At 64.5% G+C, this 19,742-nt stretch carries 19 protein-coding genes; 8 read left to right on the top strand and 11 right to left on the bottom strand.

The annotated features are described in order from the left end of the window. Positions 1-65: 65 nt before the first annotated feature. On the bottom strand, positions 66-695 hold the full coding sequence (gene hisH / locus Q4G14_RS11085; protein WP_303361811.1) for an imidazole glycerol phosphate synthase subunit HisH: 630 nt from the start codon (positions 693-695) through the stop codon (positions 66-68). Beyond that, positions 695-1,279, bottom strand: a complete 585-nt coding sequence (gene hisB / locus Q4G14_RS11090) for an imidazoleglycerol-phosphate dehydratase HisB (protein WP_303361812.1) — start codon at positions 1,277-1,279, stop codon at positions 695-697. Before hisB ends, hisH begins: the two co-directional genes overlap by 1 nt. A 305-nt stretch (positions 1,280-1,584) precedes the next feature. Here hisB and Q4G14_RS11095 point away from each other — a divergent pair, with 305 nt between their 5' ends. The 3 genes from Q4G14_RS11095 (at position 1,585) to Q4G14_RS11105 (ending at position 4,156) form a co-directional block, all read left to right on the top strand. Then, entirely contained in the window at positions 1,585-3,231 is a 1,647-nt protein-coding gene (locus tag Q4G14_RS11095; protein WP_303361852.1) for a BCCT family transporter, read from the top strand. A gap of 92 nt (positions 3,232-3,323) precedes the next feature. After that, positions 3,324-3,794: a hypothetical protein gene (locus Q4G14_RS11100; RefSeq protein WP_303361813.1), complete on the top strand. Its 471-nt coding sequence runs from the start codon at positions 3,324-3,326 to the stop codon at positions 3,792-3,794. Positions 3,795-3,796: 2 nt separating this feature from the next. Beyond that, on the top strand, positions 3,797-4,156 hold the full coding sequence (locus Q4G14_RS11105) for a cell division protein ZapA (RefSeq protein ID WP_303361814.1): 360 nt from the start codon (positions 3,797-3,799) through the stop codon (positions 4,154-4,156). Positions 4,157-4,286: 130 nt separating this feature from the next. Here the strand turns inward: Q4G14_RS11105 and Q4G14_RS11110 are convergent, their stop codons facing one another. The 3 genes from Q4G14_RS11110 to Q4G14_RS11120 form a co-directional block, all read right to left on the bottom strand. After that, on the bottom strand, positions 4,287-7,376 hold the full coding sequence (locus tag Q4G14_RS11110) for a valine--tRNA ligase (RefSeq protein WP_303361815.1): 3,090 nt from the start codon (positions 7,374-7,376) through the stop codon (positions 4,287-4,289). A 168-nt stretch (positions 7,377-7,544) separates the two neighbouring features. Then, complete coding sequence (locus Q4G14_RS11115) at positions 7,545-8,324, bottom strand: VOC family protein (RefSeq protein WP_303361816.1); 780 nt, start codon at positions 8,322-8,324, stop codon at positions 7,545-7,547. Between the two features lie 185 nt (positions 8,325-8,509). Then, entirely contained in the window at positions 8,510-8,941 is a 432-nt protein-coding gene (locus tag Q4G14_RS11120) for an Lrp/AsnC family transcriptional regulator (RefSeq protein ID WP_303361817.1), read from the bottom strand. 127 nt (positions 8,942-9,068) lie between these two features. On the opposite strand from Q4G14_RS11120, the gene Q4G14_RS11125 reads away from it, so the two are divergent. Both Q4G14_RS11125 and Q4G14_RS11130 read left to right on the top strand, forming a co-directional pair. Then, positions 9,069-10,223 (top strand): type III PLP-dependent enzyme, encoded by a 1,155-nt coding sequence (locus Q4G14_RS11125; protein ID WP_303361818.1) that lies wholly within the window; start codon positions 9,069-9,071, stop codon positions 10,221-10,223. A gap of 35 nt (positions 10,224-10,258) precedes the next feature. Next, complete coding sequence (locus tag Q4G14_RS11130; protein WP_303361819.1) at positions 10,259-11,326, top strand: DUF2235 domain-containing protein; 1,068 nt, start codon at positions 10,259-10,261, stop codon at positions 11,324-11,326. An 11-nt stretch (positions 11,327-11,337) separates the two neighbouring features. On the opposite strand, the gene metF is transcribed toward Q4G14_RS11130, so the two are convergent. Further along, positions 11,338-12,210 (bottom strand): methylenetetrahydrofolate reductase [NAD(P)H], encoded by an 873-nt coding sequence (metF, locus tag Q4G14_RS11135; protein WP_303361820.1) that lies wholly within the window; start codon positions 12,208-12,210, stop codon positions 11,338-11,340. Between the two features lie 92 nt (positions 12,211-12,302). Between metF and Q4G14_RS11140 the strand changes: the two genes are divergently transcribed. Together Q4G14_RS11140 and Q4G14_RS11145 are read left to right on the top strand one after the other, a co-directional pair. Continuing rightward, on the top strand, positions 12,303-13,208 hold the full coding sequence (locus Q4G14_RS11140) for a LysR family transcriptional regulator (RefSeq protein ID WP_303361821.1): 906 nt from the start codon (positions 12,303-12,305) through the stop codon (positions 13,206-13,208). 56 nt (positions 13,209-13,264) lie between these two features. Next, positions 13,265-14,056: an inositol monophosphatase family protein gene (locus tag Q4G14_RS11145; RefSeq protein ID WP_303361822.1), complete on the top strand. Its 792-nt coding sequence runs from the start codon at positions 13,265-13,267 to the stop codon at positions 14,054-14,056. A gap of 74 nt (positions 14,057-14,130) precedes the next feature. Here Q4G14_RS11145 and Q4G14_RS11150 read toward each other — a convergent pair whose 3' ends face one another. Continuing rightward, positions 14,131-16,272, bottom strand: coding sequence for a glycosyltransferase family 2 protein (locus tag Q4G14_RS11150; RefSeq protein WP_303361823.1), 2,142 nt, complete (start codon positions 16,270-16,272; stop codon positions 14,131-14,133). Between the two features lie 66 nt (positions 16,273-16,338). Continuing rightward, on the bottom strand, positions 16,339-17,487 hold the full coding sequence (gene carA / locus Q4G14_RS11155) for a glutamine-hydrolyzing carbamoyl-phosphate synthase small subunit (protein ID WP_303361824.1): 1,149 nt from the start codon (positions 17,485-17,487) through the stop codon (positions 16,339-16,341). A gap of 141 nt (positions 17,488-17,628) precedes the next feature. Between carA and Q4G14_RS11160 the strand changes: the two genes are divergently transcribed. Next, on the top strand, positions 17,629-18,093 hold the full coding sequence (locus Q4G14_RS11160) for a GatB/YqeY domain-containing protein (RefSeq protein ID WP_303361825.1): 465 nt from the start codon (positions 17,629-17,631) through the stop codon (positions 18,091-18,093). 168 nt (positions 18,094-18,261) lie between these two features. Here the strand turns inward: Q4G14_RS11160 and Q4G14_RS11165 are convergent, their stop codons facing one another. From Q4G14_RS11165 to Q4G14_RS11175, 3 genes are all read right to left on the bottom strand, one after another. Next, positions 18,262-18,615 (bottom strand): hypothetical protein, encoded by a 354-nt coding sequence (locus tag Q4G14_RS11165; protein ID WP_303361826.1) that lies wholly within the window; start codon positions 18,613-18,615, stop codon positions 18,262-18,264. Positions 18,616-18,804: 189 nt separating this feature from the next. After that, complete coding sequence (locus Q4G14_RS11170) at positions 18,805-19,281, bottom strand: DUF2244 domain-containing protein (RefSeq protein ID WP_303361827.1); 477 nt, start codon at positions 19,279-19,281, stop codon at positions 18,805-18,807. Continuing rightward, positions 19,271-19,702, bottom strand: a complete 432-nt coding sequence (locus Q4G14_RS11175) for a VOC family protein (protein ID WP_303361828.1) — start codon at positions 19,700-19,702, stop codon at positions 19,271-19,273. Before Q4G14_RS11175 ends, Q4G14_RS11170 begins: the two co-directional genes overlap by 11 nt. Positions 19,703-19,742 lie beyond the last annotated feature (40 nt).

Genomic DNA, 19,742 nt, shown 5'->3' on the forward strand with positions numbered 1-19,742 from the left:
TCGTCCATATACATGCAATGGGCCGGGGGCCTCCCCCGGCTTTGTATCGCGGCGCAATCGCGGCCCTACACCTGCCAGCGTAGAAAATTGGCAATTATCCGCAGCCCGACGGTTTGGGATTTTTCCGGGTGGAACTGGGTGCCTACGATATTGTCGCGTCCGACCACCGCTGTCACGGCCCCGCCATAATGGGCCGTTGCCAGCAGATGCGCGGTGTTGGCGACCTTGAACTGCCAGCTATGCACAAAATAGGCATGGTCGCCGGTGGTGATGCCTTCCAGAACAGGGTGCGGGTGCAGAACGGTCAGGTCGTTCCAGCCCATATGCGGCACTTTCAGGCCAGGCGTGTCGATGGCGGTAATCTCGCCGCCGATCCAGCCGAGGCCGGGGGTTTCGCGATACTCATGCCCCACATCTGCCAGCATCTGCATTCCGACGCAGATGCCCATGAATGGCACCCCGCCCGCAATCACACGCTCGCGCAGGGCATCGACCATGCCCGGCACCGCGTCCAGCGCCGCGCGGCAGGCCGGAAAGGCACCGTCGCCCGGCAGGATAATGCGATCGGCGCGGCGCACCACATCGGGGTCGGCGGTCACGATCACCTCGGCCCCGGCATCGCGGCCCATCAACTGCACCGCCTTTTCGGCCGAATGCAGGTTGCCGCTGTCATAATCGACCAGCGCCACCCGCATTACAGCGCCCCCTTGGTCGAGGGCAGCGCGTCGCTGCGCGGGTCAGGCTCGACCGCTTCACGCAGGGCGCGGGCCACGGCCTTGAAGGTGGCCTCGGCGATGTGGTGCGAATTGATCCCATGCAGCCGGTCCACATGCAGCGTGATGCCGCCGTGCGTGGACAGCGCCTGAAAGAATTCGCGCACCAGTTCCACGTCAAAGCTGCCGATCTTGTGCGTCGGGAAATCGACATTCCACACCAGATAAGGCCGCCCCGACAGATCCAGCGCGGCCCGCACCAGCGTATCGTCCATCGCCAGATGAAACGCGCCATAGCGGCGGATGCCCTTTTTGTCGCCCAAGGCCCGCACCAAAGCCTGACCGATGGCGATGCCGGTATCCTCGACCGTGTGGTGATCGTCGATATGCAGATCGCCATCTGCCCGCACGGTCAGGTCGATCAGCGAATGCCGCGACAACTGATCCAGCATATGGTCAAAAAAGCCGACCCCCGTCTGATTGTCATAAACCCCGGTGCCGTCGAGGTTTACCGTGACCTCGATCCGGGTCTCGGCGGTGTTGCGGGAAACGGTTGCTGTGCGCATCGGTTCATCCTTCATCTCTGCCTGTTCTTTAGCCCGGCAGACCCCGCGCGCCAAGATCATGCGCAGATTCGTCGTATCTGGTTCCGGTCCGGTCGATTCTGGTGGATGTTGGTGGGGTGGCTGTCTTCATATTTCTGTGATACGCCCCGGTGTTTCTGCGGCATAACGCCGCCGTCCGACCGACCGATCACAGCCACCGCGAGAAAGGAAAGAGGATGACAGATCCGAAAAATCCCAATTCAGCCCGCAAGGGCCGCCCCGGAGACAGCAGATACGAAAGGCCGATTCTCAGTGGCTACCCTGAAATGGTGCCGCAGGATAGCGATGGGACCGACCCGATCCCCCAGCCGGAAGGCCCGACTGAGATCATCGAGACCGATTACACCATCGGTCAGGACAATATCGAAAAGCGCGACGCTGCGATCCCTTTCGACATTCACAACCCCGTTTTCGGCACCTCGGCGGCGGCCATCGTGATTTTCACCGTGCTGACGCTGATGTTCCCCGCACAGGCCGAACCGTTTTTCACCGGGATGCGCAACTGGCTGACCGGCAATCTGGACTGGTTTTTCCTGATGTCGGGCAACATTTTCGTGCTGGTCTGCCTGTATCTGGTCGTATCGCCCCTGGGCAAGATCCGCCTTGGCGGCCCCGAGGCGACGCCCGATTTTTCCCTTGGCGCGTGGTTTTCGATGTTGTTCGCCGCCGGGATGGGCATCGGCCTGATGTTCTATGGCGTGTCCGAACCGATCAGCCATTTCGAGGCTGCCTTCGCCGGGCCGACCTATGAAAACGGTGTGCGCACCGACTGGGCGCCGCTGGGCGCTGCCGCGGGCGACGAAATGGCCGCGCGGCGTCTGGGGATGGCCGCGACCATCTATCATTGGGCGCTGCATCCTTGGGCGATTTATGCCGTTGTTGCGCTGGCGCTTGGTATCTTCAGCTATAACAAGGGCTTGCCGCTGACGATGCGCAGCGTGTTCTATCCCATCTTTGGCGACCGCATCTGGGGCTGGCCGGGGCATGTGATCGACATTCTTGCCGTGTTTGCCACGATCTTCGGCCTGGCCACCTCGCTGGGCTTTGGCGCAGAGCAGGCAACGGCGGGGCTGAACTTCCTGTTCGGCTGGTCCAATTCGACCACGGCCAAGGTGGTGCTGATCGTCGTCATCACGCTGATCGCAATGGTTTCGGTCATCACCGGCGTGGAAAAGGGCGTCAAGCTGCTGTCCGAATTCAACATGGCGCTGGCGGTGCTGCTGTTGTTCTTTGTGATCTTTGCCGGGCAGACGATGACGATCTTCACTGGCTTCTTTGGCAATCTGGGCGCCTACGCGCGCGAGCTGATCCCGCTGTCCAACCCCTTTGGGCGCGATGACAACAACTTCCGCGAGGGGTGGACGGCTTTTTACTGGGCCTGGTGGATCAGTTGGTCGCCCTTCGTCGGCATGTTCGTCGCGCGTGTGTCGCGTGGCCGCACCGTGCGCCAGTTGCTGATGGCGGTGCTGATCGTGCCCTCGCTGGTCTGTGTGCTGTGGATGACGGCCATGGGCGGCACCGCGATCACCCAGACGCTGGCCGGATTTACCGGCATCAGCGAGGCAGGGCTGGAACTCAAGCTGTTCCAGATGCTGTCGCAACTGCCGATGACGCAGATCACCAGTTTTGTGGGCATCGTTCTGGTGTTGGTGTTCTTCATCACCTCGTCCGATTCCGGCTCGCTGGTGATCGACACCATCGCATCGGGCGGCAAGATCAACTCGCCGGTTCCGCAGCGGGTGTTCTGGTGCACGATCGAGGGGCTGGTCGCGATTGCGCTGATGGTCGGCGGTGGTCTGGGGGCGTTGCAGGCGATGGCCGTGTCCACCGGGCTGCCCTTTACCATCGTGCTGCTGGGTGCAGTCTGGGCCATCATCAAGGGGCTTCAGGGCGAGCAGCGTGAACTTGCCTGATACCGGCCCGGACGGGCGCCATGTCGCGCCCGTCCTTGTCAGCGCGGGTTTTGAGTGTCAAAACCCGTTCTGACACGACAAAGGACAAGCGGATGAGCGACATAGCCACAGCCGAACGCCGTCTTAGTGCGGCGCTGGACCGGATCGACTATCTGCTGGAAACAGGCCGCCTGCGCGGGGCCGCCCCCGCCGCGCCCGATCCCGTGACCGCCGATCCCGATCTGGCCGCGCGTCTGGATGCGGCATTGGCCGATAACGAGCGCCTGTCACAAGAACTGGCCAAGGCGCTTGCGCAACCCTCTGCGCCTGACGTCGATGAACGGCTGCATGACGCAGGCGCCGAAATCGCCCGCCTTGCTGCCGCGAACGAAGAACTGGCCGCCGCCAACCGCGCCCTGATCGAGGCGCAGCCGGGCGAAAACAGCGATCAGGCCAGCATCGCCGCGTTAGAGGCGGAAATTCAGGCCCTGCGCGCCGCGCGCGAGGCTGAAATCGCCCAGCTTGGCGACATCATGGCAGAACTGGAACGCCTGCTGGGCGCAAAAACCGGCGAAAGGGGCTGATTATGGCAGAGGTCACATTCACCATCGGTCAGCGCGACTACACTCTGGCGGCGCAGGACGGCGAAGAAAAACTGCTGCGCCGCGCCGCCGCCATGCTGGATACCGAAGCCCAGCAGATTCTGTCGCAGGCCGGCAGGATGCCCGAACCGCGCCTGCTGCTGCTGGCTGGCCTGATGCTGGCCGACCGCACCGCGCAATTCGAAGACCGCGCCGACAAGGCTGAACGGGAACTGAACCGCCTCAAGGCGCACCCCGAACGGGTGGAAATTCCCGTCATCCCCGCCGATCTGCACGAGGCGATGAACGAACTTGCCGCCCGCGCCGAAGCCTTGGCCGATCGCATCGAAGACGATACCCCCTGACCAGCAGGCGTCTTTCGTTTCTAAATATCCCCGCCGGAGGCTCCGGCAGGGACGTCCTCACACCGTTGCAGATGGCAGAGCTGCGGCGCAAACCCGTCGCCACGGAGAAACGCCCCCGCCCCCCCTCAAATCACATCGCGGCCAGTTGTGCCAAGGCCGCGCGGGTGCGGGCGATGTCATCCTCCAGCGTGGACAGCTTGGCGCGGGTTTCCTCGATCACCTCGGCATCGGCGTTTTCGACGAAGCGCGGGTTCGACAGCCGCCCGCGCAATCCGCCCGCATCCTTTTCCGCCTTGGCTACCGATTTTTCCAGCCGCGCGGTTTCCACGTCCACGTCGATCAGATCGCCAATCGGCAGCGCGAAAGACGCCCCCGCCACCGCCACCGCGATGGTGCCCCTGGCTGCTGCGCCATCGGCAGGCGGGTTCACGCGGGCCAGCCGCCCGATCAGCGGAGCGTTGGCGGCCAGCGCGGCACGGGCGGCGGCGTCCGCCTGCGTCACGATCAGGTCCAGCTTTGCACCGGCGGGAACACCCATCTGCGCGCGGGCCGAGCGCACCGCCTCGATCAGCGAAATCACCCAGTTCATCTGCCGGTCAGCATCGGCGTCGATCAGTTCCGCGCCGTATTCGGGCCAGTCGCCATGCACCAGCATCCCCGTGCGGTCGCCGGTCAGCGCCCACAGTTCTTCGGTGACAAAGGGCATGATCGGATGCAGCAGCGTATAGCACTGATCCAGCACCCACCCCATCGTGGCGCGGGTTTCATCGGCACATTCGCCATCGAACAGAGGCTTGGCGAATTCCACATACCAATCGCAGACCTTGCCCCAGACAAAGGCATAAAGCCCGGTCGCCGCATCGTTAAAGCGATAGCCGGTCAGCGCCTCATCCGTGGCCATACGAATGCGCGCCACTTCGCCGATGATCCAGCGGTTCACGGTATGCGCAGGCTCGGGCCGCGCCCCGCCGCCGCGCACGCCGTTCATTTCGGCAAAGCGGGTGGCGTTCCACAGCTTGGTCACAAAGTTGCGGTTCGCCTCGACATGCTTTGGCCCCAGCTTGGGGTCGCGGCCCATCGCGGCCATGCTGGTCAGGGTGAATCGCAGCGCGTCGGCGCCGAAATCGTCGATCAGGGTCAGCGGGTCGATGACGTTGCCCTTCGACTTGGACATCTTCGCGCCCTTTTCGTCGCGCACCAGCCCGTGAACATAGACGGTGCGGAAGGGCACATCGCCCGCAACCTCCAGCTGCATCATCATCATCCGGGCGACCCAGAAAAAGATGATGTCAAAGCCCGTGACCAGAACATCGGTCGGGAAATAGCGGCGCAGTTCCGGCGTATCCTCGGGCCAGCCAAGGGTGCCCAGCGGCCACAGCCCCGACGAAAACCATGTGTCCAGCACGTCCGGGTCACGCCAGACGGGATAGACCAGATGCGTCGGGTCTTGCGTCAGGTTGTAATCGGCCAGCGCACGGGCCAGCGTTTCCACGGCCTGATGGCGGTTCTCGACCTCGACCACGCGGCTGATTTCCAGCGGCTGCGGCAAACCGGCGATGGCATCGCGGAACAGTTCGGTCACGCCCTCGAAACTGGCGGCGGCGCGGTGCAATTCGCCGCGATCCACCAACCCATCGACCAGCAAGCGGAACAGTTCCACCTCATCCAGCGCGCCGTCGCCCTCATCATCGGCAAAGCCTTCGGCCGACAGATCAAGACCATACCATACCGGGATCTGATGCCCCCACCACAATTGGCGGGAAATCGTCCACGGCTCGATATTTTCCAGCCAGTTAAAGTAAACCTTCTTGTGCTGTTCCGGCAAAATCTCGGTCCGGCCATCGCGCACGGCGTCCAGCGCGGGGCCGACGATCCGCTGTGTATCGACGAACCACTGATCGGTCAGCATGGGTTCAATCACCACGCCGGACCGGTCGCCAAAGGGCTGCATGATCGGTTTGGCATCGACCAGTGCGCGGCGTTCCAGATGCTCGGCCCCGGTTTCCTTGTCGATGGATTTGTGCAGATAGGTGACGGCCAGCCCCTCGGCGGTGATCTGGTCGATCACCACGGCGCGGGCGTCCATCCGGTCCAGCCCGCGCAGTTCCTCGGGCACAAGGTTCACGTTCGACACATCGCCCACATCCTCGCCCCGCGCCGCGCGGCTGGCGATCTCGGCGCTTTCGTCATAGGGCAGACCATCGCGCCGCATCGCGCCCTTGGTATCCATCAGCGCATACAGCGGGATGTTGTTGCGCATCGCCACGCCGTAATCGTTGAAATCATGCGCGCCGGTGATTTTCACCGCGCCCGAGCCGAAATCGGGGTCGGGGTATTCATCGGTAATGATCGGGATCAGACGGCGAAGCTCTTTTGGCCCGACCGGAATCTCCACCAGCTTGCCGACGATAGGGGCATAGCGCGCGTCGTCGGGGTGAACCGCCACCGCGCCATCGCCCAGCATGGTTTCGGGCCGCGTCGTGGCGATGGCGATATAGTCGCGCACCTCGCGCAGGGTCACATTCCCGTCGGCGTCACGCTCGACATATTCATAGGTCTCGCCACCGGCCAGAGGGTATTTGAAATGCCACATATGGCCGGGGGTCTCGCGGTTCTCGACCTCCAGATCGGAAATGGCGGTCTCAAAATGCGGGTCCCAGTTCACCAGCCGCTTGCCGCGATAAATGATGCCCTTGTTATACAGATCGACAAAGACGCGGATCACCGCATCGTGGAAATTGCCGTCCTCGCCCGCAGGCGCGCCGGGCGCACCCGACATGGTAAAGGCATTGCGCGACCAGTCGCAGCTTGCCCCCAGCCGTTTCAGCTGATTGATGATCGTGCCGCCGGATTCCTGCTTCCACGCCCAGACTTTTTGCAAAAACGCTTCGCGCCCGATGTCGCGGCGGCCCGGCTGACCGGCTTGGGCCATCTGCCGTTCCACCACCATCTGCGTCGCAATTCCCGCATGGTCCTGACCCGGTTGCCACAGCGTGTCAAAGCCGCGCATCCGGTGCCAGCGCACCAGAATATCTTGCAGCGTATTGTTCAGCGCGTGGCCGATATGCAGGCTGCCGGTGACATTGGGCGGCGGGATCATGACCGTAAAGGTCTCGGCCCGCCGCACATTGGCCCCGGCGGCAAAGGCCCCGCTGCGTTCCCATTCGGCGGCGATCCGCTGTTCAGCGGTCTTGGCGTCGAAGCTTTTGTCCATGCTCATCGGTCATCCCCTTGCTTGGCCATTGGATTAACGGCTGGCGCGGGGAAGGCCAAGGGCGATCAGCGCAGACGGGGCCTGTCAGGGCTTTCAGTCAGCGGCTCCGCCCCTGGCGCGAAAAACGCTTCCTGTTTGCCCAAATACGCACCTTCGGGCACAACCTCGCCCCGTTCAGCGAGGCCCGACCACCGCAAACCACGCGCCCTGCGGGTCTTGCGCGATGGCGATCCAGGCGCCGCCGGGCACCTCGGTCGGGCCGTGATGCAGGCGGCCGCCTGCCGATTTGATCCGCTCGATAGCGGCTTCGGTGCCCTCGACGCCGAAATAGGGCAGCCAGTTCGGCACCGGCGCATCGCCAAGCCCCATGATCGCCCCAATATCGCGGCCATCGCGGCGGACAAGCTGATAGGTGCCCATTTCGCCCATGTCCATCGCCTCGCCCTTGGTCCAGCCGAAATGGCGGGCATAGAACGCGCAGCCCGCCTCGGGGTCCGTGGTCATCAGCTCGTTCCAATTAGCATGGCCGGTCTTCGACTGATCGAACGACCCCGACGCTTCGGCCTTGGCGATCTCGTCGGCGGTCATCTGCGACATATCGGGTTGCAAAATGCCAAAGCGGGCACCCTGCGGATCGGCGATGACGGCATAATGGCCGGTTCCGGGCACTTCGTCCGGGCCGGACAAGATATTGGCTCCGTCCCGCTGCATGGCCGCGCAGGTCGCGGCGCAATCATCGACGGCGAAGCAGATCAGCCAATGCGGCGGCAAATCGCCGGGATTCGCGGTCAGCCCCGCAATCATCACATCATCCGCCTTGGCCAAGGTATAATCAAGTCCCGGCATATCGGCCGCGATGGTTTGCCACCCCAGAACTGCCGCATAAAATCGCCCTGCCTCGGACGGGTTGCTGGTGTTCAGCTCATACCAGCAGGGATTGCCTTGATAGCTCATGGTTCGTCCTTTCAGGTATTGCGGTTGTGAAACCGGGGCAAGGCCGCGCCGGTTCCCCTGAAAAGAAGGTGCCAGTTGCAGTCTTGAAAAGCAAACATTGGTCTGAAAAGACAACGGAAGCGGCCAGGCCCTGCAATAACGCAGGCTGTCTGGCCGCTTATGTGCTGATGTCCGTTTCCGCCGCCTCAGGTCGCGCGATCCAGCTTGGTGGACAGGTGAATCAGGCTTTCGGATGACCGCACCCCCTCGATCCCGCCGATCCGGTCCAGCACGTCATCCAGTTCCGAGGTCGAGGCGCAGGCCAGTTGCAGCAGCAGATCGACCCGCCCGCTGGTCGAGTGGATGCGCTCGACCTGCTGGATCGCGCGCAGCCGGGTCAGCACGGCGGGCAGCGTGCGCGGCTCGATCGCGATCAGCACGGTGGTGCGGATGTGACCGGCGCGCGCGGCCTCGCCCAGGCGCAGGGTATAGCCGGCGATGGTGCCGCTGGATTCCAGCCGCTCCAGCCGGGCCTGAACCGTGGACCGCGCCACGCGCAGCTTGCGCGCCAGCACTGCGACGGAAATGCGGGCATCTTGCGACAGTTGTGTCAGGATGTTGCGGTCAAGATCATCCATGGCGACTCCACTTCAACGGAATTTTCGGCAGAATAACCGGATTTTTCGATGAAATCACGCTTTTCAATGATGAAATCAGGCGGCATATGGCGCATCTTTCTGGCTTTGGAACATGGAAGGGCCACGCATGGGACAGAACAAGACCGTCTGGGATAACCCCGCCGACCTGATCCGCAACATGCAGCCGGAAAATCCGGTCATGGCCTTTGCGCCGACCCTGCTGCAAGACAGGGCGCGGCGGTTTATCACCGGATTTCCGGGGCTTGTGACCTATGCTGTCAAATCGAACCCCGAAGAAGTGGTGATCCAGAATCTGGTCGCCGCCGGGCTGCGCGGCTTTGATGTGGCCTCGCCTGCGGAAATCGGCCTGATCGGGCGGCTGGCTCCGGGTGCGGCGCGGCATTACCACAACCCCGTGCGCTCGGTCGCGGAAATTGCCCATGCGGTGGGGGCGGGGATTCTGGCGTGGTCGGTGGACAGCCGGTCCGAACTGGACAAGCTGTTCGCACAGGTGCCGGTGTCGGTCGATGGCGCGGGCGTGGAAATTTCGCCCCGCTTCAAGCTGCCGGTTCTGGGGGCAGCCTATGATTTCGGCTCGAAATTCGGGGCCACGCCGGAACTGGCGGCCGAGCTGCTGCGGGCGGTGGCGGATCGCGGCTATACGCCCTCGCTGACCTTCCACCCCGGCACGCAATGTGTCGATCCGGGCGCGTGGGAAAGCTATATCCGGGTTGCGCGGGAAATTTGCGATGCGGCGGACGTGCGCGCCGTGCGGCTGAACGTGGGCGGCGGTTTTCCCTCTTACCGCGTGCATGGCGTCGAACCCGAGCTTGAGTCGATCTTTGACCGCATCGGTTCCGTCACGGCCGAGGTGTTCGGCACCGACGCCCCGCAACTGGTGTGCGAGCCGGGCCGCGCCCTGTGCGCCGATGCGTTTTCGCTGATCGCGCGGGTCAAGGCGGTGCGCGACGGCACCAACGTATTCCTGAACGATGGCGTTTATGGCGGCCTGACCGAACTGCCCATCATCGGCAACCTTGACCGGATCGAGGTGCTGGCCCCCGATGGCTCCCCGCGCGGGGCCGAGGTGCATGGCCGGGTGATTTTCGGCCCGACCTGCGATTCGGTGGACCGCCTGCCCGGCGAGTTGAGCCTGCCGAACGATATTGCCGAAGGGGATTACGTCATTTTTCACGGTGCGGGTGCCTATTCGACGGTGACGAACACGCGTTTCAACGGCTTTGGCCTGATGACCCACGCGACCGTGATGGCATTGGACTAACCCTTTTGTAATCAGGCTGTGCTAGGACACGGGGCATGGACAGAATCCGTGCCCCGTTGACGCATGTGGTGCTGATGGACGGCACCTTCGCCTCGCTGGCCGAGGGGCGGCGTTCGTCCATCGGCCAGATCCGGCAATTGCTGCGCGGGGCCTATGGGGCGGTGCCCGGCGGGCGGCTGCGGTTGCACTATACGGCGGGGCAACAGTGGAACCGCTGGCGGACATTGGGCGACATCGCCATGGGCCGGGGGCTGGAGGCGTGGATTTCCGGTGCCTATGGCTGGCTGGCCTCGGGCTATCTGCCGGGCGACCGGGTGTTCTTGCTGGGCTATTCGCGCGGCGCTTTTGCCGTGCGATCCTTGGCCGGGATGATCGGGCGTGTCGGCCTGCTGCGGGCCGATGCCGCGACCGAACGTAACATCCGGCTGGCGTGGCGCTATTACCGCCGCGACGATGCGACCGGGGCTGCGGCGCTGTTTCGCCGGCGGCGCTGCCATCCGGCTGCACCGATTCGCATGGTGGGCTGCTTTGATACGGTGATGGCGCTTGGCCTGCGGCTGCCCTTGCTGTGGATGCTGACCGAGCCGCAGTTCCGTTTCCACGATGCGCATCTGGGGGCGGGCGTGGATTACGGCTATCAGGCACTGGCGCTGGATGAAACGCGCGCGGTCTTTGCGCCGCAGCTTTGGGATGACGCCAGCGGCGCGGGGCATATCGAACAGATGTGGTTCAAGGGCTGCCACGCCGATATTGGTGGCCAACTGGCGGGGTTAGAGTTCGCGCGCCCGCTGGCCAATATTCCGCTGGTCTGGATGCTGGAACGGGCCGGTGCCGCAGGGCTGCCGCTGCCCGATGGCTGGCGCGCGCATTTTCCCTGCGATGCCACCGCGCCCGGCATCGGATCGTGGCGCAACTGGGGCAAGTTCTTTCTGGCCCGCGCCCCGCGACTGGCCGGCCAGCACCCGACCGAGGCGCTGCACCCGACCGTCATCCGCCCCTATCCCGGCCCCGCCCTGCTGACCGGGCATCTGGCAGATCAGGCGGTGGACAAGGTGCGGCGGCGCGGGTGGCTGCGGGCGGGGCAGACCGTGGCGGGCAAGTAACGGCGGCGGCTTTACGCCACCGCCTCCAGCTCGCGCACGGGGACGACGCCAAGCGCGGCGCAAACGTCGCGGGTCAGCTCGGGGCGGTTCAGCGTGTAGAAATGCAGCCGGTCCACACCGCCCCGGATCAGGTCGTCGCACAGTTCGGCGCAGATCGCGGTGGCCAGCAGGCGTTCACGCTCGCCCCCGTCGCGGGCGGCGGCGGCAAAGGCGTCCTCGGCCCATTGCGGGATCGAGGTGCCGCAGCTCTGTGCGAACCGCCTGGCCCCCGCCCAGCCGTGAATCGGCAGGATACCGGGGATGATCGGCGCGTCGATCCCGGCCTTTTCGCAGGCATCGCGGAACCGGAAAAAGGTGTCTGCCTCGAAAAAGAACTGCGTGATGGCGCTGTTCGCCCCGGCGTCGATCTTGCGTTTCAGCCAGGTGACATCGGCGGCGGTGTCGGCTGCGTCGGGATGCGGTTCGGGATAGGCGCCGACGCGGATCGTCATGTCACCGCGCGCCGCGATGGCCTCGATCAGTTCGACAGAATTGGCGAAACCGTCGGGATGCGGGGTGAACCGCGCCGCGCCCTTGGGCGCATCGCCACGCAGGGCGACGATTTCCCGAATGCCCGCGTCGGCGTAATCCTGAACGATGGCAAGGGTGTCGTCGCGCGTCGCCTCGACACAGGTCAGATGCGCGGCGACATTCAGGCCATAGTGGCGGTTGATGGTCGTCACCGCTTCGTGCGTCAGCTTGCGCGTGGTGCCGCCCGCGCCATAAGTTACCGAGACGAAATCGGGCGACAGGGGGGCCAGCGCCCGCGCGGTGTCCCACAGGCGAAAGCTGGCATCCAGCGTCTTGGGCGGGAAGAACTCAAAGCTGATGCGGGGCGTTGTCATGGCGCGATTCCTTTTTGTTATCCCCCTTGTGCCATGCGGCTTGACGTGAGACAAATTCATGTTTCTCAACAAGGTTATGAGGCTGACTCAAGATGCACCTGGAGTTGCGGCACCTGCGCACCGTCCGCGCGATCCATGAACAGGGCGGTCTGGCCCGCGCCGCCGAGGTGCTGCATATCACCCAAAGCGCGCTGAGCCACCAGATCAAGGGGTTAGAGGATCAGGCCGGGGTCGAGCTGTTCGTGCGCCGGGCCAAGCCGATGCGGCTGTCGGCGGCGGGGCTGCGCCTGTTGCGGCTGGCCGAAACCGTGCTGCCGCTGATCGAGGCCGCCGAGGCCGAGTTCAAGGGCGTCGAGATGGGGCGCGTCGGGCGGCTGCACATCGCCATGGAATGCCACGCCTGTTTCGACTGGCTGTTGCCGGTGCTGGACATGTTCCGCCGCGCCTGGCCCGATGTCGATGTGGACATCCGCCAGCGGCTGGCCTTTGCCGCGCTGCCCGCGCTGTTGCGCGAAGATGTCGATCTGGTGATTTCCTCGGACCCCGAGGATACGCCCGGCGTCAGCTTTCAGCCGCTGTTCGATTATGCCCCGACGTTGATGGTGCCCGCCACGCATCCGCTGGTGGCCAAGGGTTGGGCCGACCCCGAGGATCTGGCGACCGAGACGCTGATTACCTATCCGATGGACCGGGCGCGGCTGGATGTGTTCAGCCAGTTCCTGACCCCTGCCGGGGTCGAGCCGCGCGGGCTGCGGCAGGTCGATCTGACGGCGGTGGCGGTGATGCTGGTTGCCTCGGGGCGCGGGGTGGCGGTGATGCCCGACTGGGTTTTGCGGCGCGAGATCGCCAATCCGGAAATCGCGCTGCTGCCGCTGGGGCAGGGCGGGATGCTGCGGCGTCTTTATGCGGCGGTGCGTGCCGATGATCTGGGTTTGCCCTATATCGCCCATGTTTTGCGGCTGGCGCGGACCGAACCTTTGCGGATGCTGCGCGGGTAAGGGATTGGATTTTGGCCCGCATCGCCGTAAGACGCCTGAAACCACAGGAGCCGCCGATGCAAAGCGCCAATCTGAACGTGATGATAAAAGCCGCGCGCAAGGCGGGGCGCAGTCTGGTCAAGGACTTCCGCGAGGTCGAGAACCTTCAGGTCAGCGTCAAGGGCGCGGGCGATTTTGTCAGTCGCGCCGACCGCGAGGCGGAACGGATCATCAAAGAGGAACTGCGCGGCGCCCGCCCCAACTATGGCTGGATCGGCGAGGAAACCGGGCAAGAGGCGGGCGAAGACCCGACCCGGCGCTGGATCGTCGATCCGCTGGACGGCACCACGAATTTTCTGCACGGCCAGCCGCATTGGTGCATCTCGATCGCGCTGGAACACAAGGGCGAGGTGGTCGCAGGCGTGATCTTTGATCCGGCCAAGGACGAGTTGTTCGTGGCCGAAAAGGGCGGCGGCGCATGGATGAACGACCAGCGGCTGCGCGTCTCGGGCCGCAAGCAACTGGGCGAGGCGGTCATCGCGACCGGCGTTCCCATCGGTGCGCGCTCGGGCCTGCTGGGGCAGGGGCTGCGCGACATGGCCCGCATCGGCCCGCAGTCGGCGGGCATCCGTTGTCTGGGCGCGGGCGCACTGGATCTGGCCTGGCTGGCCGCCGGCCGCGTCGATGCCTATTGGGAGCGCGGGTTCAAGGCATGGGACGTGGCTGCGGGCATCGTGCTGGTGCGCGAGGCGGGCGGCTTTGTCGATGGCATCACGGCGGGTGAAAACCCGGTCGAATCGGGCGACATGATCGCCGCCGCGCCGGGGCTGTTCGACAACGTGGCCAAGATTATTCGCGATCAGGGCTGAATTGCCCAAAGGCCGGGGGTTTTACCCCCGGACCCCCAGGATATTTAGGGACCAAAGATGAGGCCGCGTCTGTTTCAGGCGGTTGCGGCCTGACGTGTTTCGGGTTTGTCGGCGCTTGGCTGGCTGTGGGGCACCGGCGGCTGGTTTTGTGACAGTTCGTCCAGTGTCCGTCCGCCGATCTGGCCCAGCATTGGCACCGCCACCGTGCCCGGCATGGCGGGATCGTTTGCTGCCTCTTGCGGTTCGGCTTCGAAGATGCCGTGGGTGGTTTTGTCCCAGTAGAAGGGGGCGACGACCACTTCGTAGATGGCCTTCCACCCGGCGAAACAGGCCAGCGGGTTGTAGAAGTGCATTGTCGGCACCCATGCCATCAGGTGGCGGTGTTTTTGTTTGCGCACGGCATACATGCCGATGGCCATGTTCAGCAGCTCGGCGGTGATGAACAGGGTAAACAGGCTGATGGCGGCCAGCGGTGCCCATTCTGGCGGGAAGGCGGGGATGACCGGATGCGGCAGGCCCAGGCTGAGCAGCCAGAAGCTCCACAGCACGGGGGCCAGCAGGTGTTGCGAGACCGAGCCGAAGAACTGCACCTGCATCCCCACGAACGCCTTGGTGCCGATCTGCCGCCACAGGCCCGCCGGGTCGCGCATGGCGACGCCCCATGTCATGGCATAGCCCTTGATCCAGCGGGACCGCTGTTTGACCCATGGCACGGGGCGGCAGTTGGCCTCTTCGTCGGTGGTGGTGTCCAGCACCTCGGCGCGCCAGCCATAGCGGGCCAGACGCACGCCCATATCGGCGTCCTCGGTCACGTTCCACGCATCCCATGCGCCAAGTTGTTCCAGCACGTCGCGGCGGAAGAACTGCGTGGTGCCACCCAGAGGCACGACCAGGCCCATCCGCGCCATGCCCGGCAGCAGGACCCGGAACAGGGTCGCGTATTCGATGGTAAAGCAGCGTGCCATCCAGTTGGTGCGCGGGTTATAGTAATCCAGCGCGCCTTGCAGGCAGGCCACATCGGGGGCGGCAAAGTGAAAGCCGCGCGCGATCTTGTGCAGTTGGTCCGGGTCGGGGCGATCCTCGGCATCCCAGACGCCCACGATGCTGCCGCGGCAGAAATTCAGCGCATAGTTCAGCGCCCGCGGCTTGGTGCGGATCGGGCCGTCGGGCACCTTGACCACGCGCATCCAGCGCGGCAGCGTCACCCCCTTGAGCGCGTCGCAGGTCACGTCGTCGGTGGCCTCGACCACCAGCAGGATGTCGGTCAGTTCGCGCGGATAGGTCAGCCGCGACAGGCGCGTGACCAGACTGTCGGCGATGTCGCTTTCGCGAAACAGCGGCACCATGACCGAGATGACCGGCAGGGGGCCGTCGAACTCGGGCGGGGTGCGCAGGTTTGCCGCCAGTGCGATCCGTTCGGCCCGCGCGGCGGCATCGGCGCGTAAGGTGCTGCGAAAAGCCAGAATTTTCAGCGCGGTGGCGCAGATCAGCATAAACACGGCCCAGACGGTCAGGGTTGCCGCCACCGCCACCGGCGACAGCACCAGCCCGGCCAGCAGCACGGCGCCCAAGGTCATGGCGATACGGCCGGTGCGGGTTTCGTTTCGCGTGCGGCAGCTTTCGGCGGCGGGCACGCGCGATTCGGCCTGACGGATCAACTGCGTGCGGCGCGTGGCCAGAATCGCCTCTTGCGCCTGAGTGGGCGCGCAGAGCAGCATCCGCACGATACCGAAACTGTCGGGCAATTGCGGCAGCAGGGCGTCGAAATCCTGCGGGCGGGCGGTGGCGATCCATGTGACCCCGGCCACACGCCGCCACGGCACGATCCCCTGCGCCAGACAGAAATCCGCCCCGGCGGCGTCGATCAGGCGCGGGTCGGGCGGGGTTTCGGCCAGATCAATGACCGAAGTGCGCCATTGCCGCGACAATGCCCGCGTCAGCGCCGGTTCCGTCACCCAGCCATGCGCCAGCAGAATTTGCCCTAGCGACACATCTTCGCGCTTGCGCAGCACCGTTGCCTTGAGCAGATCGCCGGTCGAGACCGCCCCATCTTCCAGCAGCAGTTTTCCAAGCGGCTGTTGATTGCGCGGGGCCAGAGTCGTGGTTGCCGCCGGTTCCGGCGTGGGGGCTGCCTGCGCCGGTGTTATGACCGGGGCAGGGGTGCGGCGCAGCGCAAAGATATTGTCAGCGCGTTCTGCGCCTCTGGTCTGGCTCATGGGGCAAGTCCTTCTCTTGCCCCATGGCTGCACAGTTCAGGTTAAAAACCCGTTAAGCACGATAGATTATTTGCGCCGTTCCTGCATTGCATCCGCAAAACGGCGGAACAGATAGAGACTATCCTGCGGGCCGGGCGCGGCCTCGGGGTGGTATTGCACCGAAAACACCGGGCGGCCCTGCACGCGCAGGCCGCAGTTCGAGCCGTCGAACAGGCTGACATGGGTTTCCAGCACGCCATCGGGCAGGGTCTGCGAATCAACCGCAAAGCCGTGGTTCATCGAGGTGATTTCCACCTTGCCCGTTTCCACATCGCGCACCGGATGGTTCGCGCCGTGGTGGCCGTGGCCCATCTTGACCGTCTTGGCACCAAGCGCCAGTGCCAGCATCTGGTGGCCCAGACAGATGCCAAAGATCGGCAGATCATGTTCCAGCAGGGTCTGGATCATCGGCACGGCATAGTCGCCCGTCGCCGCCGGATCGCCGGGGCCGTTCGACAGAAATACGCCTTCCGGGTCATGGGCCAGCACCTCGTCGGCGGTGGCGGTTGCGGGCAGGACCGTGACCTGCGCACCGCTGGCCACCAGCGAGCGCAGGATGTTCCGCTTGGCACCGTAATCCAGCGCCACCACCTTGAACGGGCGCTCGGTGGCAGGCGTGTCAAAGCCGGTCCCCCATTCCCAGGTGCCTTCGGTCCAGCGATAGCTTTGGGTGCAGGACACCTCTTTCGCCAGATCCAGCCCGACCAGCCCCGGCCAGTCGCGCGCTTTGGCGACCATGGCGGCGATGTCGAAATCGCCGTCGGGATCATGGGTCAGCACCACATGCGGCGCGCCCTGCTGGCGGATCGCGCGGGTCAGCCGCCGGGTATCGACGCCGCCGATGCCGATGCGGTTGCGCGCGGCCATCCACGCCGACAGTTCGTTCGTGGCGCGCCAGTTCGACGGCTCGGTCGGGTTCCAGCGGACGACAATGCCGGATGCGACGGGATCGCCCGCCTCGTCATCCTCGGGGGTGATGCCGGTGTTGCCGATATGCGGAAAGGTAAAGGTGACGATCTGGCTGGCATAGGACGGATCGGTCATGATTTCCTGATAGCCGGTCATCGCGGTGTTGAACACCAGCTCGGCGACCACCTGCCCGGTGGCACCAAAGCCTTGCCCATAAAACACTGTGCCGTCGGCAAGCGCGAGGCAGGCGGTAGGTTTTGCGGCCATGGCGGCACCTCTGTCTGAAATCACAGGGTGAATAGGGGGGGCGCAGCGCGGGGTCAAGTCTTGCGGGTTGAAAACCGGCCGTCCGGGGCATAAATGGCCGAGCTTCGGAACCGGCCCTTTGGCCATCAGGAAGGACAGACCATGGATTTGCGCACCCGGCTGATGGCCGACACGAAAGAGGCGATGAAGGCGCGTGACAGCGCCCGCCTGTCCACGCTGCGCCTGATCGGCGCCGCCCTGAAGGACCGCGAGATCGCCGCCCGGTCCGAGGGGGGCGAGACGGCGGAACTGGGCGATGCCGATCTGATCGCGATCCTGTCGAAGATGGTCAAGCAACGGCAGGAATCGGCGCGCGCCTATGAAGAAGGCGGGCGGCTGGAACTGGCGGAAAAGGAACTGGCCGAAATCGAGGTGATTCAGGCCTATCTGCCCCGGCAGTTGACCGGCGACGAGGCCGAGGCCGCCATCGCCACCGTCATCAGCGATCTGGGCGCCGGGTCGATCCGCGACATGGGCCGCGTGATGGCCGAACTGCGGGCGCGCTATGCCGGGCAGATGGATTTCGGCGCTGTCGGCCCGCTGGTCAAGGCGCGGCTGATGGGCTGAACCCTTTGGCGGTGCCGGGGCGGTCCCGGGCGTTATGCGGGCAGGAGGTATTCCATGCCCGCAAAATCCAAAGCCCGGCAGCGCGCCGCCGGGGCCTGAAGGTTGGCCCTACCCCAAGCGGCCCCCCTGGCAGAGTGGTCGGGAGTGGCGGGCGGTTCGGGCCTTTGGTCAGGCGGGTGGCTCGTTCTCACTCAGTGTTGTCATGAGCCGCCGGGACAGCAAGGTGGTGCCCCTGTCGGGTGGCGGGACATGCGCAAAGAAAAATGCGATGACCATCAGCAATGTGGCAAGAATACCGGGTCGTTGCCATTCGGGCGTGCCGGCTGCTGCCAGCAGGGCGATGGCTTCTTGTGCCTGACTGGCAGGGACGGCGATTCGACAGCCGCCGGTCGCTTGTGACCAGTGAGGGGTCTGAACCGTCATATGCTGGTCAAGCGCATAAGCCTGTATGCCATGACCTGTCAGAAACCCAAGGCACAGAGAAATATCGGCGCCGCCTTTTGCTGATGCAACTACAATCATATCAGGTGAATCCTGTCCTAATAATTGCGGCATACACTATTCTGGATTCTGGCCGGGATGAGGCAAGTGCTGTTTCCCTGCCGCCGCAGTTTATGTTCAGCGGATGCCCCGCTCTCATGACAACCTTGATCTTGCCGCAAGGGGCAGGGGGCAACTCATCCCAATAGGCGGCACTTAAAGCGAAGTAACTCAACGCAGGTCCATCAGCCGCTGCGTGATCTGGTTATGCAGGGTGCGGCGCTCCTCGGGCGTCAGAAAGGCCCCTAGCTCAAGCTCGCGGCGGCCATCGGTCAACGTCAGATAATCCTGCACCGGACCTTTGCGCAAAACGGCGCGCACCCAATGGCTGTTGGCCTGCCAGTGCCGGTCAGGGCTGCCCGGATCGTGGCGGATCAAGACGACCTGATCGCGGGTCAGCGTCAGAATTTCCTGCGTCTGACCACTGCGATAGCTGCGCGTGATCGCAAACCACAGCCCCCACAGCGCCACGCCCGCGAAGGGCAGCAGCCCCCACAGAATCGCCGTGCCGACCATGGCGATCAGCGGCAGCCCCATGAAAATCGCCGTCGCCGCAATGAACCAGACAAACCCGTGCACCGGCATCGACCGATAGGGCCAGGCGGTCAGCCGCGCGGTGCCGGGGTGGTCTTGCCACTCATAGGGCATGCTGCCTCGCCGGGCGGGTGCCGAGGAGCTGGCAAAAGCGCAAATAATAGCCGTCGGGATCCGCGACAACGAACTGGCGCTGGCCAGTTTCATGATCGCCCGCGCGATACCATTTTTCTTCGTCCGGCAGGATCAGTGGCCAGCCTTTTTCCGCCAGCGCATCCAGCAGGGGCTGCACCTCGTCCACTGTGATTTCCAGATTCATGCCGCGACCAAAAGGGCGGTCAGCCGCTGTCAGGCTCTGGTCAAAATTGCGCCCGACCGAAGGCGCGTCGATCATCAGATCGGCCCCGCCCATGCGGAGATATGCAAAGCTGTCCTCGGGGCGGTCATAGATCACCTGCCAACCCAGAATATCCCGATAAAACCGCAGCGAGGCGTCGAAATCGGTGACAGTCAGTTCAGGAACCAGTGAGGGCATCGGCGTTCTCGTATGAAAAAGCCCCGGAGCGTTCCGGGGC

Origin of the sequence: Paracoccus sp. (in: a-proteobacteria) (assembly GCF_030538755.1) — a bacterium.
In the GTDB taxonomy this organism is placed as follows: Bacteria; Pseudomonadota; Alphaproteobacteria; order Rhodobacterales; family Rhodobacteraceae; genus Paracoccus.